General features: G+C 70.8%; 5 protein-coding genes. 3 read left to right on the plus strand and 2 right to left on the minus strand.

What is annotated here, in order from left to right; translation table 11 throughout:
• Nucleotides 1–6 precede the first annotated feature (6 nt).
• Together RLT59_RS20575 and RLT59_RS20580 are read right to left on the minus strand one after the other, a co-directional pair.
• Nucleotides 7–1701, minus strand: a complete 1695-nt coding sequence (locus RLT59_RS20575; RefSeq protein WP_311304743.1) for a TIGR02677 family protein — start codon at nt 1699–1701, stop codon at nt 7–9.
• A gap of 244 nt (nt 1702–1945) precedes the next feature.
• Complete coding sequence (locus tag RLT59_RS20580; protein WP_311304744.1) at nt 1946–2734, minus strand: hypothetical protein; 789 nt, start codon at nt 2732–2734, stop codon at nt 1946–1948.
• Between the two features lie 289 nt (nt 2735–3023).
• On the opposite strand from RLT59_RS20580, the gene RLT59_RS20585 reads away from it, so the two are divergent.
• The 3 genes from RLT59_RS20585 to RLT59_RS20595 all read left to right on the plus strand — a co-directional run bounded on the left by RLT59_RS20585 (nt 3024) and on the right by RLT59_RS20595 (nt 16603).
• Nucleotides 3024–9356, plus strand: a complete 6333-nt coding sequence (locus RLT59_RS20585) for a protein kinase domain-containing protein (RefSeq protein ID WP_311304745.1) — start codon at nt 3024–3026, stop codon at nt 9354–9356.
• A 129-nt stretch (nt 9357–9485) separates the two neighbouring features.
• Nucleotides 9486–12407: a DUF8741 domain-containing protein gene (locus RLT59_RS20590; protein ID WP_311304746.1), complete on the plus strand. Its 2922-nt coding sequence runs from the start codon at nt 9486–9488 to the stop codon at nt 12405–12407.
• Nucleotides 12407–16603 (plus strand): Eco57I restriction-modification methylase domain-containing protein, encoded by a 4197-nt coding sequence (locus RLT59_RS20595; RefSeq protein ID WP_311304747.1) that lies wholly within the window; start codon nt 12407–12409, stop codon nt 16601–16603. Before RLT59_RS20590 ends, RLT59_RS20595 begins: the two co-directional genes overlap by 1 nt.
• Nucleotides 16604–16660: the final 57 nt, after the last annotated feature.

Raw genomic sequence — 16660 nt, forward strand, 5'->3', positions numbered from 1 at the left:
GCGCGCTCATCTCTCGCTGTCGCCGACGGACGCGTCGTGCGACCGCGTGGGAAGCGCCTCGCTGCCGGTCGGCTCCGCTCCTTCCGCCGAGCCGGCCGTCCTGTGGACCGCCGGCTCCAGGTCGTCCAGCAGCAGATCCCCGTCGGCCGAGCGCAGAAGCGTGCGCGCTCCCGCCGTTCGGTGCACCGTGAGCCGGATGCCCAGATCGACGTCCTCGCTCCACGCCGCGTCCAGCCCGAAGCCCCGCTCCTCCTGCCCGGCCTCCGCGGTCCGCTGCCTGAGCTGGGCGTTCCCGAGCGCCGTGGCCAGCAGCTCCAGGAGCAGGCTGAGCGCCGCCGACGTCAGCCGTACGCCGTCGAAACGGCCGGACGCGCTGCACAGCTCGTCCGCGGCGGCGCTTCTCTCGGCGGCCCGCAGACGCGCCGCCTCCCGCAGTCGTGCCTTCTGCGCGGAATGGTCCTCCACCGATGCTGTCCGGCCCCGCTGGGCGCGGCTGCCCCGCTCGCGCAGTGCGACCGGCACCTCGACCACCGGGCCGGTCCACCAGCTGGTGTATGCGGGCACCACCTCGTCGGAGGCGGGCGGTATGCCCAGGTGGCGGGCGCCGTACAGTCCGAAGGCGGCGACGGCGATGTCGTGCGCGTCCTGCGGCGCGGCCTCGTCGAACCACCGGGCCAGCCGCAGCAGGTCCCGGCGCCGTGACATCTCGCCGGTGGCCGAGCGCAGCATCCGCTTGGCGTTGGCCAGCAGCGACTGAAGCGCCCGCAGAGTGGCGTCGCGCAGCTGGTCGACCTGGCTGCCCTGCCCGTCGGTGTCCCTGAACCAGCCCCGCAGCCCCTCCCAGTCCGCGAACTCGCGGCCTCGGCTGCGCTGTACACGGGTCTCCGTACGGCTCTCGCTCCGTGTCGGCAGCCCGGCGAGACCCTGGGCGTGAGCGTCCAGCTGCGCCAGCAGGCCCGAGAGGTGGGGCCAGAGTGAGTCCAGGGCTGCCGAGATGCGGGGGGCGCGGAAGGACACGTCCTCCGTGATCGCCTCGACGTAGTCCAGGAGGAGTTCCTTGAAGCCCTGGTACTCGCCGCCGTCCAGGTCGTACCGGGCGAGCACCTGGCCGAGATAGGCGTAGAAGTCCCGGACGGAGTCCGCGAACCCGGTGAACTGTACGAACAGCGTGCTGATCCGCTCCAGCCCGTCCTGCGGGGCGATGCCGCCCGGCTCTGCGACCAGCTCGGCCAGCTCCCGCAGCCCCCGCTCGACCAGAGCCAGCAGTTCGTTGCTCACCTCGCGGGCGGCGTCGGCCTCGGTCAGCACCCCGTCGGCGTCCCGCTGGACCCGCTCGCCCAGCCGCGACAGCTGGTAGCGGGCCCGCGAACGCTGGTACTCCGTGATGCTGGACGCCTTCACCGTGTGGCTGCCCCGCAGCAGGTTCCCCCACTTCACCAGCTGTTCCAGCCGCGCGGTGAGGGGGTCGGCGTCGAGCCCCGAGGCGGGCCCGCCGCCCTCGCTCAGCTTCGCCATCACGTCCGGGACGGCCAGATCGGCCAGGAGGGTGCCGCAGAAGACCCGCATGATCGCGAGGTACTCCAGCCGCTCCGGCGCGCTGAGGTACGCGTACGCGTCAAGGCGGCGGCGCGTCTCGTCGGCGTCGGGGGCCGAGGGCGCGTCGCCGAGTTCCGGCGGTGTGCCGGGCATGGAGTCCTCCATGTTCGCGAGGTTACGTGGAGGGGCTGACAGGCGGTGTGGGGTGGCTGGAACTGGTCGCGGGGCCGCTGATGCAGTGCTCGGGTCAGGGCGTGGTTCGTGGTTCGCTCCGAGCTGGTAGGCAGCGGCGATGGGGCAGCCGCGTGCCCGTGGCGGCGTGCGTGCACGCCGTCGTGGCGGGCGAGCCGGTTGCGGGAGGAACTGACGCCCGCCCCGTCGTCCCCAGGGGCCGGCGCCGTCACCCGGGCTACTGCGACAGCAACCAATCCTGGGCGTCGCTCAGGAACTCGCCCATGGCGCCCATCGACCCCGGCGCCTTCTCGAACTGGATCGACAGGTTGACCTCGTACAACTTGTACGCGGCTTCGGTCTCCCGCCCGGCGGAGTTCGCGGCGGCCAGCGCCCGGACGGCACGGTCACGATCGCCGAGCTCCACCGCCTCCACGACCTCGGGCCAGAGGGTGTCGCCGATGTGGTCGACGAGAGCCATGAGGTGGGCTCCGGCTCGTGCCGCCCGCTCCTTGACGGCCTCCAGCTCGGCCTCGGCCCGGTGCTGCTCCCTGTGCGTGTCCCGCTCGTTCTCGTCGTCCCAGACGTGATCGCCCCAGATCTCCTGCCACTGCTCCTCGGCTCGGACCAGCGCGGCTTCGAAGACGCGGTCCAGGTCGCCCTGCGTGAGTCGAGGGTGGTCCCAGGAGTTGTCGGCGAAGGACGCGAGGGGCAGGGTGAGATCCGGAATGGCCCCGTCGTCCCGCAGGGCGGTGAGAAGGAGAACGGCGTCGATCGCGGGAAGAACGGTCTCCACGTCCACGAGTCCCCGAACGGACGCGGCGGATTGTTCGACGGCCATGTAGTCGTGTTCGGCGATCTGGTCGTCGAGAGAGCCGTGGAGTTCGAGAAGTTCCCCGCCGACCTCCTGGACGGTCTCCGTGCGGAAGGAGATCTCCGTGTCGAGCCGTTCCACGATGCTTCGCAGTTCGCGGCTTTCCGCCGCTTCTTCTTCGAGTTTCGCCACGGTGTTGGCCAGATCGCCCATGTTCTGTCTCCATTTCGGCTGCGATGATCTGCGTGCCCGTCGTACCCGGCGCCTTCGTCGGCCCGGGGCGACATGCATGGGGCCGTTCCCGACCGGGGCACGCCGGCACCTCAAGCGCCCGACGGGCACACTATCAATAGTGTGTTGACGATGTCAACGCATTTAAGTTTTGCGTTTACGCCTCGCGCCGTGTACGTTTCCCCCTGGGGTGCCGTCTGTCACGATGGACGCCCCCGCCACACGGGGAAGCAACAGGCCCTCTCGCGGGGCCGTACGGGGAGGCAGCGGGATGAGCGAGGACGCCGGGATGATCGCGGGGCGGTTTCGCCTGCTGGGCCCCCTGGACTCCGGGAACATGGGCGAGGTGCACCGGGCCGAGGACCTGCGCGAGGCCGAGGACTCTCCCGCGCGCACCGTCGCCGTCAAGCTCATCCGCCGCCGTCGTTCGGGTGCGCTCGTGCAGACCCAGGCCGACCCGCACGCGGTGGAGAGGTTCGCGCGCGAAGTGCACATCATGCACCTGCTGAACCATGCGAACCTGCCCCGCACCATCGACGGCGGGGTGGACGAGACCAACGACGATCTTCCGTTCCTTGCCATGGAGTTCCTGGATGGTCACACCCTCGACGTCCTGATCGATGACGAGGGGCAGCTCCCGGTCTCCTGGGCCGCTGCCCTGGGGGTGCAGATGGCGGCGGCCCTGGCCGCCGCTCACGCCGCCGACGTGGTCCATCGCGACCTCAAGCCCCGCAACGTCATGCTCACCCGTGGTGGCGTGGTCAAGGTTCTGGATTTCGGCATCGGGCGCATCGTCGACGATCCCGACGGAACCAAACTGACCAGCACGGGCATGACGATCGGTACGGCGCGCTATATGGCGCCGGAGCAGTTCGAGGCCAGTCTCGTCACCCGTGCCGCCGACCTGTACGCCCTCGGCTGCGTGCTGCACGAGATGCTTCTGGGTGTCCCGCCCTTCGTCGGCAACACGCCCTTCGACTTCCGTGACAAGCACTGCAATCAGGCGCCCGCGCCGGTGAGGTCCGTCCGTCCGGAGGTGCCGGAGGCGCTGGCCCGCCTCGTGGACCACCTCCTCGCCAAGAATCCGGCTGACCGCCCGGCCGACGCCGTCGCGGTGCGGGACGCCCTGCTGCCGTACGTGAAGGAAGAAGCCTCCCTCCCCGTGTGGCAGGACTTCGACCCCGTGAAGCGCCTGCTCCGGCCGACCGGACAGGCTGCCACGGAGGCCGGGCTTCAGCTCGCCGACCCAGCGGTACCGGAGATCGCGAAGCGCCCTCTGTCCGGCTCCGCCATGGATGTCTTCGGCGTACACGCCAAGCTCATCGACGACTACCGCTCGTTCACCGAGGCGGGCACGGTCATCCGCGACGAGCGCGTGAAGGACTTCGTCAAGAAGGACCTCGACGCCAAATCCCAGTGGCCCAACCCCTGGCTGTCGCTCAACCCCTTCTTCGCCGCCGCCGGCACGGTCGCCGAACTGGCCGCCCAGCAGGTCCTCCACGACGAGTGCGCGAGGATCTTCCAGGCGGGTAAGTCCGAGGGCTCCACCGTGTGCGACGGCCGCCCGCTCACCCTGCACCGGCACCAGCGCGCGGCGATCGACGCGGCGGCGGCCGGCGTCTCCTACGTACTGACCACGGGAACAGGGTCGGGGAAGTCCCTCGCCTACATGGTCCCGATCGTCAACCAGGTGCTCAAGGAGCGGCAGGCAGCCGGCCCCGACGCACCCAAGCGTGTGCGGGCGATCATCGTCTACCCGATGAACGCCCTCGCCAACAGCCAGCTCAAGGAGTTGGAGAAGTACCTGCGCCACGGGTACGGCGAGGGTGCCGAGCCCGTCACCTTCGCCCGTTACACCGGCCAGGAGGACGACGAGACCCGGCGGAAGATCCGCAAGAACCCGCCGGACATCCTGCTCACCAACTACGTGATGCTGGAGCTGATGCTCACCCGGCCCGACGACCGGGACAGCCTCGTCGCCATGGCCGAGGGGCTGCAGTTCCTCGTCTTCGACGAACTGCACACCTACCGCGGCCGCCAGGGCGCGGACGTGGCGCTCCTCATCCGCCGGGTGCGCGACGCCTGCCGCGCCGAGGACGTGCAGTGCATCGGCACCTCCGCCACCATGTCCACCGAGGGCAGCCTGGAACAGCAGAAGGCCGCGGTGGCCGACATGGCCTCCAAGCTCTTCGGCACCGGGGTCGACCCCGAGCACGTCATCGGTGAGACGCTCGTCCGGGCCACGGGCGAGGCCCCGGCCACGGTGACCGCCGAGCGGCTCGCCCGCACCGCGCCCAGCGCCTACGCGGACCTCGTCACCGATCCCCTCGCCCGCTGGATCGAGACGTACTTCGGTCTCGCGGCCGACGAGGCGACCGGACTGCTCGTACGGCAGAAGCCCCGGAGGATCGAGGACGCGGCCACCGAACTCCACCGGCTGAGCGGTGTCGCGGAGGAGGACTGCGCGGCCGCCCTGCGGGACACCCTGGAGGCCGGCTCGCAGGCGTACCACCCGGTCACCGAGCGCCCCCTGTTCGCCTTCCGGCTGCACCAGTTCCTGTCCAAGGGCGACACCGTCTACGTCACCCTGGAGAGCAAGGCCGACCGGCATGTCACCCGTGACTACCAGCGGGTGCGACCCGGCACCGACGGGCACGCCCTGATGCCGCTCGCCTTCTGCCGCGAGTGCGGTCAGGACTACCTCACCGTGTGGCGTACCGAGAAGGACGGCGAGATCCGCTACGAGCCGCGCCGCGACGCCGTCGCCACCGGCGGGCGGGCGGGTGACGGCTATCTCTACATCGACACCGACCGTTTCCCCGGCTCCTCGCCCTGGCCGCCGACCTCGGAGGAGGCCATAGCGGACCGCAGGCTGCCCGAGTCCTGGCTGGAGATCGACGACCGGGGGCAGGAGGTCGTCAAGAAGTCCTACCGGGACCGGCTGCCCCGAGCCGTCACCGTCGACCCGTACGGAAACGAGGGCAGGGGCGAACTGCACGCCGCCTTCATCCCCGCGCCCTTCCTGTTCTGCCCGCAGTGCTCCATCTCCTACGAGCAGACCCGCGGCAAGGACTTCGCGAAGCTGGCGACCCTGGACCAGGAGGGCCGTTCCTCGGCGACGTCGCTGATCTCCGCCTCCGTCGTCCGCTCCCTCGACAGCGTGCCGGAGGCGGCCCTGCCCAAGGAGGCCCGCAAGCTCCTCACGTTCGTCGACAACCGCCAGGACGCCTCCCTCCAGGCCGGACACTTCAACGACTTCGTCCAGGTCACCGAGTTGCGCGGGGCGCTGTACCGGGCGGCGCTGGACGCCGGTAATGACGGCATCCAGCACGAGGAGCTGGCCACGCGGGTCGCCAACGCGCTGGCCCTCCACCCGGCCGTGTACACGGGGGAGAGCGACCTGCCGCCGCGCCTGGCGGCAGCCGCCGCGAAGACCCTGCGGGAGGTGATCGCCTTCCGCCTCTACCTCGACCTGGAACGCGGCTGGCGCGTGACCATGCCGAACCTGGAGCAGACCGGCCTCCTGGAGATCGACTACGCGGACCTCCCGTGGCTGGCCGAGCGGGACGACCGCTGGGAGCGGGCCCACCCGGCGCTGCGCCAGGCGGACGCCCCGCTGCGCACCGAGATCATGAAGGTGCTGCTCGACGAGATGCGCCGGTCGCTCGCCATCGACGTGCAGTACTTCCGCGACGACTTCGACTCCCTCCAGAGCGCCAGCGAGGAGCGGCTCGTCGACCCCTGGCGGCTCGGCAAGAGCGACAGCCCCAAGGTCGCCACCGCCTACCCGCAGCCCTCCAGGCCCGGAATGGACCGCGCGGGACTGTTCCTCTCGGCACGCGGCAAGTACGGCAAGTACCTCCGGCGTACACACCGCGGGTTCCGTGACGACCTGGACAACGCCGGACTCCAGACGGTCATCGCGGACCTGCTCAAGGTTCTCCGCGACGCCGGAATCGTGACCGAGGTGTCCCTCGCCCCGCAGAAGGCCGGCCACTTCCGCCGGTCCTCGCCGACCGCCACGGGCTACCGGGTGACCGCCGCCGCCATCATCTGGCGCGCCGGCACCGGGGAGACCGGCGCGCACGACCCGCTCACGCGTACGTACGCCAGTGGTGAGGGCCCCCGCGTCAACACCTTCTTCCGGCAGCTCTACCGCGAGGCGGCCGACGGTCTCTCCGGGCTCCTCGCCCGGGAGCACACCGCGCAGGTCGACCCCGTGGACCGGCAGCGCCGGGAGGAGGACTTCAGCAAGGCCGACCTGAAGCTGCTCTACTGCTCCCCGACGATGGAGCTGGGCGTCGACATCTCCTCGCTCAACGCCGTCATGATGCGCAACGTCCCGCCCACCCCGGCCAACTACGCCCAGCGCAGCGGCCGGGCCGGGCGGAGCGGGCAGCCTGCCCTCGTCACCACGTACTGCGCCACCGGCAACAGCCACGACCAGTACTACTTCCGCCGCTCGCACCGGATGGTCGCCGGAGCCGTCGCCCCGCCGCGCCTGGACCTGGCCAACGAGGACCTGGTCCGTTCGCACCTCCAGGCCATCTGGCTCGCCGAGGCCGGTCTCGTCCTGGGCCGGGCCATCCCACAGGTCCTGGACATCGCGCACGACGAGACCTCCGGCACCCCCGCCCCCGCACTCGCCCTCCTCGACGACATCCGTGCCGCCTCCCACGACCCCGGCGCCCAGGCCCGTACGGTGGCCGCCGCGCGGCGCGTCCTCGGCCCGCTGCTGCCCCGGTTCGGCGAGACGACCTGGTGGGACGAGCGGTGGATCGAGGAGGCCGTGGCCAAGGCCCCGCGCAGCTTCGACCGGGCCTTCGACCGCTGGCGCGAGCTGTACCGCACCGCCCTCCTCGACCAGTACGTGCAGAACAGGAGGGTTCTCGACCACAGCCTGACCGAAGGCGACCGCAGGCGCGCCTTCCGCCGCCGTACGCAGGCCGAGACCCAGCTCAACCTGCTCAAGAACGAGAGCGCGGACAACCGTTCCGTCCTCTCCGACTTCAACCCCTACCGCTACCTGGCGTCCGAGGGTTTCCTGCCCGGCTACTCCTTCCCCCGGCTTCCGCTGGCCGCCTACATCCCCAGCCCCGGAGGCCGCCACGGCGACGGCGACTACCTCCAGCGCCCCCGCTTCCTCGCGATCCGCGAGTTCGGCCCGGGTGCGCTCATCTACCACGAGGGCGCCCGCTACCAGGTCACCCGCATCCAGCTCCCGCCCGACTCCACCGGCGACATCTCCACCGGCGAGGCGCGTCGCTGCGCCCACTGCGGCTACCTGGACGACCCCGAGCAGCGCCGGGACACCTGCGAGATGTGCGAGAAGCCGCTGGGCGCGCCGACCTACGGCCTCCTCCACCTGCACACCGTCTTCACCCAGCGCCGCGAGCGCATCTCCTCCGACGAGGAGGAGCGCCGCCGGGCCGGCTACCGGCTGGAGACGTCGTACCGCTTCCGCCGGCACGGCTCGCGCACGGGGCGCCAGGACGCGACCCTCGCGGACGCCGACGGCGGACTCGCCACGCTCACCTACGGCGATTCCGCCACGGTCCGCATCACCAACGTCGGCAGGCTCCGCGCCAAGGACAACGAGCCGCCCGGCTACTGGCTCGACCCGGCCGACGGACGGTGGCTGAACGAGCGCGACGCGTCCGACGCGTCGGGCGACTCCAGCGAGATGCCCGTCGTCGACGCGGACGGCAAGGAGAAGCGCCGTAAGAAAAGGGTCATCCCGTTCGTCGAGGACCGCCGCAACATCCTGGTCCTCACCCTGGACCGGCCGCTGCCGGAGCCGGTGGCCCTGACCCTCATGTACGCGCTGGAGCGCGGTATCGAGACCGCCTTCGAGCTGGAGGACTCCGAGCTGACCAGCGAACTGCTCCCGCCTGCCGACGGCTCGCGCGACCGGCTGCTGTTCACCGAGGCGGCGGAGGGCGGCGCCGGTGTCCTGCGCCGCCTCCAGGCCGAACCGGGCGCCCTCGCGGAGGCCGCCCGGCAGGCTCTGGCCCTCTGCCACTTCGACGAGCACGGTGTGGACGAGGCGGGGCCGGGCTCCGAGCGTCCCTGCGCGCGAGGCTGCTACGACTGCCTGCTCACCTACGGCAACCAGCTGCACCACGGCGCGATCAACCGCCACGACGTGGCCGACCTGCTGGTGCGGCTCGCCTCCGCCGTGGCGACGAGAGAGAAGCGCGGGGAGAACACCACGGAGCAGCACCTCAGGCTCACGACCGCCGCCGCCTCGGCTACCGGCCCCGTCGCTCCCGCACCGGCCGCCGAGCCCGGCAGCGGTCCGGGCGGTGCCCTGACCCCGGTCGAGAAGCAGTTCCTGGACTGGCTCAGGGACCGCGGTCTGCGGCTCCCCGACGAGGCGGCGGTCGCTGTCCCGGAGGCGGACGCCCGCCCCGACTTCGTCTACCGGATGCCCGGGGTCAGGCTCGCCGTCTTCGTCGGGGGCGAGGACGACCCGGCCCGGGACGAGGAGGCCGAGGACCGGCTCTTCCTGGCCCGCTGGGACGTGATCCGCTTCCCGGAGGGGGGAGACTGGGAAGCCATCGCGGCCGAGCACGCCCGTTACTTCGGCCGGGGCTCGTCCTGACGGACCCGCGCCCCGTCGCGGCTCCCTCGCACCGTGCCGTCCCTGCTCCCGACCACCCCGCCCGCCCCGATCCACCGATCCCACCCTCCCGGCCCCCGCCCCGGCCGGGACCGCCCGGAGGAAGACCCGATGACGCGCACCTACACCCCCGGCTCGCTGGTCACCGCCCGTGGCCGGGAGTGGGTCGTTCTCCCGGAGAGCGAGCCCGACCTGCTCGTGCTGCGTCCTCTGGGCGGGTCCGACGACGGCATCTCCGCCGTCTTCCCCTCGTTCGAGGAAGTGCGCGACGCGCAGTTCGCGCCCCCGTCACCGGCCGACCTCGGCGACCAGCGGGCGGCCGGGCTGCTGCGCTCCGCCCTGCGCATCGGCTTCCGCTCCGGTGCCGGCCCCTTCCGCTCCCTCGCGGGCATCGCGGTCGAACCCCGCGCCTACCAGCTCGTACCCCTGCTGATGGCGCTGCGGCAGCAGACCGTACGGATGCTGATCTCCGACGACGTCGGCATCGGCAAGACCGTTGAGGCGGGCCTGATCGCGAAGGAACTCCTCACCCAGGGCGAGGCCAGGGGCCTGGCCGTCCTCTGCTCGCCCGCGCTGGCCGAGCAGTGGCAGGAGGAGCTGCGCACCAAGTTCGGCATCGACGCCGAACTCGTCCTCGCCTCCACCGTCTCCCGCCTGGAACGCGGACTGGACTTCGGCCAGTCCCTCTTCGACCGCTACCCGCACGTCATCATCTCCACCGACTTCATCAAGTCCACCCGCCACCGTGACGACTTCGTGCGCCACTGCCCCGACCTCGTCATCGTCGACGAGGCCCATACGTGCGTGGCCGCCGACGACACCGTCTCCACGCAGAACCAGCTCCGCTACGAACTCCTGCGCCGTATCGCCGAGGACACCCAGCGCCACCTGCTGCTGGTCACCGCGACCCCGCACAGCGGCAAGGAGTCGGGCTTCCGCAACCTGCTCGGCCTGGTCCGGCCGGAGCTGGCCGACGTGGACCTGGAGACGGACCGCGGCCGGCGGCTGCTCGCCCAGCACTTCGTGCAGCGCAAGCGCGCCGACGTACGCCAGTACCTGACCAAGGAGAGCGGGCTGGCCGACGACAGCCTCACCGAGAAGACCGTCTTCCCCTCCGACCGCGAGTCCAAGGACGAGAAGTACAAGCTGTCGCCCGCCTACCGCGCGCTGCTCGACGACGCCATCGCCTACGCGAGCGAACGCGTCCGGGCCGCCGGTGAACAGGGCCGGCGCGAGGCCCGTATCGCCTGGTGGTCGGCGATCGCCCTGCTGCGCTCGCTGGTCTCCTCGCCCCGGGCCGCCGCCCAGACCCTCTCGACCCGGTCGGCCGCGGCCGTCGCCGCCAGCGCGGAGGAGGCCGACCGGCTCGCCGCCCCCCTGACCCGCGACTTTGCCGACAGCGACGCCCTCGAAGGGCTCGACGCCGCCCCCGGTGCGGAGACCGAGGGCGCGGGGGCCCGGCTCGCGGACCTCGCCGAGCGGGCCGCCGCCCTGGAGGGTTTGGAGGAGGACCTCAAGCTCGCCGCCCTCGTCCGGCACCTCAAGGCCCTCCTCAAGGACGGCTACCACCCGATCGTCTTCTGCCGGTACATCCCCACCGCCGAATACGTGGCGGAGCACCTGGCGAAGAAGCTCGGCTCCAAGACGGTGGTCAAGGCCGTCACCGGCAGCCTCTCCCCGCAGCAGCGCCTGGGCCGGATCGAGGAACTGGCCGCGCTCGCCGGGGACGACCCGGCGGCCCGACGGGTCCTCGTCGCTACCGACTGCCTCTCCGAGGGCGTCAACCTCCAGCACCACTTCGACGCCGTCGTCCACTACGACCTGGCGTGGAACCCCACCCGCCACGACCAGCGCGAAGGCCGGGTGGACCGCTACGGGCAGAAGCGCGACAAGGTCCGCGTCATCACCCTGTACGGCATCGACAACGGCATCGACGGCAAGGTCCTGGAAGTCCTCATCGCCAAGCACCGCCAGATCCGCAAGGACCTCGGCATCTCCGTCTCCGTCCCCGACGAGGCGTCCTCCGGAGTCACCGACGCCATCGTCGAATGGCTCCTCCTGCGCGGCCGGCAGCCCGAACAGGAAGGGCTGTTCGGCGTCGAGGACCTGAAGACCGTGGACGAGCGGGCCGCCGAGCTGGAGAGCCGGTGGGTCTCCGCCGCCGAACGCGAGACCGCCTCACGCTCCCGGTTCGCCCAGCGCGCCATCCACCCCGAGGAGGTCGCCCGCGAGGTGGCCGCCGTCCGCGACGCCCTGGGCCGGGCGGACGAGGTGACCGGCTTCGTCCGCCACGCGCTGGAGGCGTTCGAAGCACATGTCGTCGAAGCGGACGACGGCACGGGCGACTTCACCGCCGAGGTCAGCGGTGTGCCCGCCGGGCTGCGCGACGCCCTCGCCCCGGTGGCCGGTGCCGACGCCGTCGAGTCCGGGCGGCCCGTCCCGTTCCGGACCACGGCGGCCGTGGCCCGGGGCGAGGCCGCCCTCGTCCGCACGGACCCCGTGGTCGGCGCCATCGCCGCCCACGTCCTCAACACGGCCCTCGACGCGAAGGTCCCGGGCCGCCGGCCCGCCCGGCGCTGCGGTGTGGTCTCCACGGCCGCCGTGACCACCCCCACCACACTCCTTCTGCTCCGCTACCGCTTCCACCTCACCCTGCCCTCCCGCCAGGGCACCCGCAGGATCGTCGCCGAGGACGCCCGCCTCCTCGCCTACGAAGGCTCGGCGAAGAACCCCCGCTGGCTCCCCGAGGACCAGGCGCACGCCCTGCTGACCGCGCGGGCCGCCGAGAGCACCGACGACTACTTCCAGGAACGCACCATGAGCCGCACTCTGGGGCAACTGGACGCCGTCCAGGACCACATGGGCGCCTACGGTGATCGCCTGGCCGAGGAACTGCACGAGTCCCACCGCCGGGTCCGGCGCGCCTCCGACGAGATCGTGCAGGGCCTCAAGGTGACCGCCCAGCAGCCCGCCGACATCCTCGGCGTCTACGTCTACCTGCCCCCGATCACCGCAGACGGAGAGGCCGCCTGATGTCCGCCACCACCCGCAACCAGGTCTTCTCCGCCGTCCACACCGTCGGCGGCCTGCTCCCCGCCGACATGCTCGTCCGTATCTCGGAGAGCAAGGAGGGCAAGGACGTCCCCGGGTCCGGCCCCGCCGACTACCACGTCATCGGCCCCCGCCGGTCGGTCCGCGACGAGGCCGAACGCCACTGGGACTACCTCAAGTCGATCTGGCGCGAGCTCCGCGACAAGCTCCCCGTCAGCCCCGAGGCCGATCTGCCGGCGGACCCGACCGGGCTCGCGATCGGCCAGTGGCTCGAACCGCTCTTCAACGAGCTGGGGTTCGGCCGCCTGACGACGGTGGCCCCCGGGGAGTACCGGGCCGACAGCGACCCGGAGCGCGTCTTCCCCGTCAGCCACCGCTGGCACCACGTGCCCGTACACCTGGCCGCCTGGAACTCCGTGCTGGACAAGCGCCCCGGCGGCATCGGCACCGTACCCCCGCACTCCCTGGTCCAGGAGTGCCTGAACCGCCGGGACTCCCACCTCTGGGGCGTACTCACCAACGGCCGCCAGCTCCGCCTGCTGCGGGACTCCAACGCCCTGGCCACCGCCTCGTACGTCGAGTTCGACCTCGAAGCGATCTTCGACGGCGAACTGTTCAGTGAGTTCGTCCTGCTCTACCGGCTGCTGCACGTCTCCCGCTTCGAGACCGGGGAGACGGGCGTCCCCTCCGCGTGCTGGCTGGAGAAGTGGCGTACGGAGGCCATCGCCTCGGGCACCCGGGCACTGGACCACCACCGCGACGGCGTCCAGCGGGCCATCACCGCACTCGGCACCGGGTTCCTGCGCCACCCGGACAACACCGCCCTGCGCGAGGACCTGGACGCCGACCTCTTCCACAAGTCCCTGCTCCGCCTCGCCTACCGGATGATCTTCCTCTTCGTCGCCGAGGACCGCGACGCCCTGCACAGCCCGGACGCGAGTGCCGAGACCCGCAAGCGTTACGCCACGTACTTCGGCTCCGCCCGCCTGCGCCGCCTCGCCCTGCGCAGGCAGGGGACGGCCCACGCCGACCAGTACGCGGTCCTCCGCATCGTCCTGGACGCGCTCGGCCGCGAGGACGGCCGCCCCGAACTGGGCCTCCCGGGCCTCGGCGGCCTCTACGACGACACCGAGGCCGACGCCCCGCTGCGCGACTGCGTCCTGACCAACGCCTCCCTGTTCGAAGCGGTACGCCACCTCGCACGCGTCCGGGACGAGAAGACGGCCCGCTGGCGGCCGGTCGACTACCGCAACATGGGCTCGGAGGAACTGGGCTCCATCTACGAGTCCCTGCTCGAACTGGTGCCCAAGCACAGCGCCACCGACCGCTCCTTCGAACTGGTCAACCGCCTCGGCAACGACCGCAAGAAGACCGGCTCCTACTACACGCCGGCTTCCCTCATCGAGACCCTGCTCGACTCCACCCTCGACCCGGTGATAGACGACGCCCAGAAGCGCGGCGAGCGCGCGGCGGCGGAGGCGGGCGAGCAGGACCCGAGGGAGGCGATCATCGGTGAACTGCTGTCGCTGACGGTCTGCGACCCGGCCTGCGGTTCGGGTCACTTCCTGGTCGCGGCGGCCCGTCGTATCGCCAAACGGGTGGCGGCGGTGGACGAGAACAATCCCGAGCCGCCCCCCGTGGCCGTACGCAGTGCGCTGCACAAGGTCGTCGCCCGCTGCCTCTACGGGGTGGACCTCAACCCGATGGCGGTCGAACTGGCCAAGGTCTCCCTGTGGTTGGAGGCCCTGGAGCCGGGAAAGGCTTTGGGCTTCCTGGACGCGCACATCAAGCACGGCAACGGCCTGGTCGGCACGACGCCGAGCCTGATGCTGGACGGCATCCCGAACAAGGCGTTCAAGGCGGTGGAGGGGGACGACGACAAGTTCGCCCGATTCCTGGAGAAGCGGAACGACCACGAACGCAAGGGCCAGCGCGGGCTGTTCGACGTGGAGCTCGACCCGAAGGTCTCCAACACCGCGTTCGCCTCGGGCCTGCGGAGCATCATCGCGGCCCCCTCCGACGAACTGCGCGAGGTGCGCGCCCAGCAGGCGGCGTACGAGGACTGGCGCGGCCAGGAGGAGTACGTCCACGCCCGCCACCTGGCCGACGCATGGTGCGCCGCGTTCATGTGGCGGAAGACGAAGGACGCCCCTCCACCGGTCACCCACGAGGTCTTCCAGTCCCTGCGCGACCCGGAGGGCAGCGCGGCCTCGCAGGCCACGCACAGGGAGATTCGGGAGCTGCGGGACCGGTACCGCTTCTTCCACTGGCACCTGGAGTTCCCGGAGGTGTTCACGGTCCCGGAGAGGGCGGGGAAGCCGGGGAAGCCGGGTGCCTCGGGGGAGGGGGAGCCCGCGGAGGGGGTGGACCCGGCTACGGGGTGGTCGGGTGGGTTCTCGTGTGTGGTGGGGAATCCGCCGTGGGACAAGGTCGACTTCGAGGACAAGAAGTACTTCAGCGTGGTCGAGCCGTCGATCGCGGCCATCGCGGGCACGGCCCGGCGTACGAGGATCGCGGAGTGGGAGGCCGAGAACGAGCGGGCCGGGAACCCGGAGGCGGGACGGCGGTACCGGCTCGCGCGGCGGATGGTGAAGTCGACGTTCCTGTTCGCGGGGGCGTCGGGGGCGTTTCCGTTGTGTGGGAAGGGGTTGACTCTGCCCGGTGTGACGATGCTCCAGTTCGACCAGCTTTTCGCCGAGCGGTTTGCGATCATCGCCGCACCCAGGAGCCGCTTCGGCTGCATCATTCCCACGGCCATCGCGACAGGGGCGGGTGCACAGTATCTGTTCAGCGACTTCACCCGGCGGGGCGCGGTGGCGGCGCTGTACGACTTCGAGAACCGGAAGCCGCTGTTTGCGGGGGTGCACTCCAGCTACAAGTTCTGCCTGCTGGCGCTGGCCGGTCGCGAGCTGCGGGAGCCTGCGGCGCGCTTCGCATTTTTCCTTGAGGACACGGCGGACCTGGGAAACGCGGAGCGAGTGTTTGCGTTGAGCCCGGAGGAGATCGCGCTGATCAACCCGAATACGGGTACGCTGCCGATTTTCCGTACGCGACGGGACGCCGACCTCACGGCGGGGATCTACCGGAAGGTCCCGGTCTTGTTCAACGAGGCGGAAAGGGAAGGAAACCCCTGGAAAATCTCGTTCAAGGCGACGTTCTTCCACATGACCGATGACTCCGACCTGTTCCGCACTCGTGAAGACCTTGAGCGGGACGGCTGGGAGCTGCACGGCAACGTGTTCTCGCGCGACGGCAAGCGGATGCTCCCCCTGTACGAGGGGAAGATGGCCCACCATTTCGACCACCGGTGGAACACCTACTACGACACGGGCAACGAGGACCGTCGGCGGCTCAGTCTGCGCGAGAAACAGGACGCCGGTGTGGCCGCGATGCCTCGGTATTGGATCGCAGAAGGGGGATCTATCTCGACTGAGCGCAAAGGCAAGCCTGTCGATGTGCCCGGTGTCGCCTTGCGTTTGGAGGAACTCGGCTGGGAGAACAAGTGGCTCTACGGGTGGCGGGATGTGTGCCGCACTACCGATGAACGCACGGCCATCGCTGCGTTGTTGCCGATCAGCTCGGTGGGCCACACCTATCCTTTGATGATGCCTCGCGTGTCTGCCGAGCTCGTGGCGGTTCTTGCGGCGGTGCAGAGTTCTCTGGTCTTCGACTTCGTGAGTCGCCAGAAGATCGGCGGCATCCACATGGCGCTGATGACGTGGAAGCAGCTTCCCGTGCCGCCACCAGGCGATATGGAGCGCCATGCGGCGTTCGTTGCCGCACGTTGCAGGGAGCTTGTCTTCACAGCCGAGGACATGATTCCCCTCGCTCAGGACCTGGGAGACGACGGAGCCCCCTTCCGCTGGGATGAGCCCCGCCGCGCCCAGATCCGCGCCGAACTCGACGCCTACTTCTTCCACCTCTACGGCATCAGCCGCGACGACACGGACTACATCCTGGAGACCTTCCAGTCGGAGACCGGCGGCCTCAAGAACAACGAGATTGCCAAGTACGGCCAATACCGCACGAAGGATCTCGTCCTCGCCGAGTACGACCGTATGGCCGTCGCCGGTCTGAGTCTCACCGTGCCTCTCGTGGACGGGGAGAGCTACACCTCCACGCTCACCCCGCCGCCGGGCCAGGGGCCGCGTCATCCGGCCGAGCTGGCGGCTGGCTGAAGCGGAAAGCAGTTTCGGGCTGGGGCAGGGGGCGCGCCTTCTGTCCCCGCCCCGGGC

Source organism: Streptomyces sp. ITFR-6 (genome assembly GCF_031844725.1).
GTDB lineage: Bacteria > Actinomycetota > Actinomycetes > Streptomycetales > Streptomycetaceae > Streptomyces.

Excerpts from the sequence above, each read along its gene's own strand:
- RLT59_RS20575 (WP_311304743.1), bottom strand. The coding sequence starts at position 1,701 with ATGGAGGACTCCATGCCCGGCACACCGCCGGAACTCGGCGACGCGCCC.
- RLT59_RS20580 (WP_311304744.1), bottom strand. The coding sequence starts at position 2,734 with ATGGGCGATCTGGCCAACACCGTGGCGAAACTCGAAGAAGAAGCGGCG.
- RLT59_RS20595 (WP_311304747.1), top strand. The coding sequence starts at position 12,407 with ATGTCCGCCACCACCCGCAACCAGGTCTTCTCCGCCGTCCACACCGTC.
- RLT59_RS20590 (WP_311304746.1), top strand. The coding sequence starts at position 9,486 with ATGACGCGCACCTACACCCCCGGCTCGCTGGTCACCGCCCGTGGCCGG.
- RLT59_RS20585 (WP_311304745.1), top strand. The coding sequence starts at position 3,024 with ATGAGCGAGGACGCCGGGATGATCGCGGGGCGGTTTCGCCTGCTGGGC.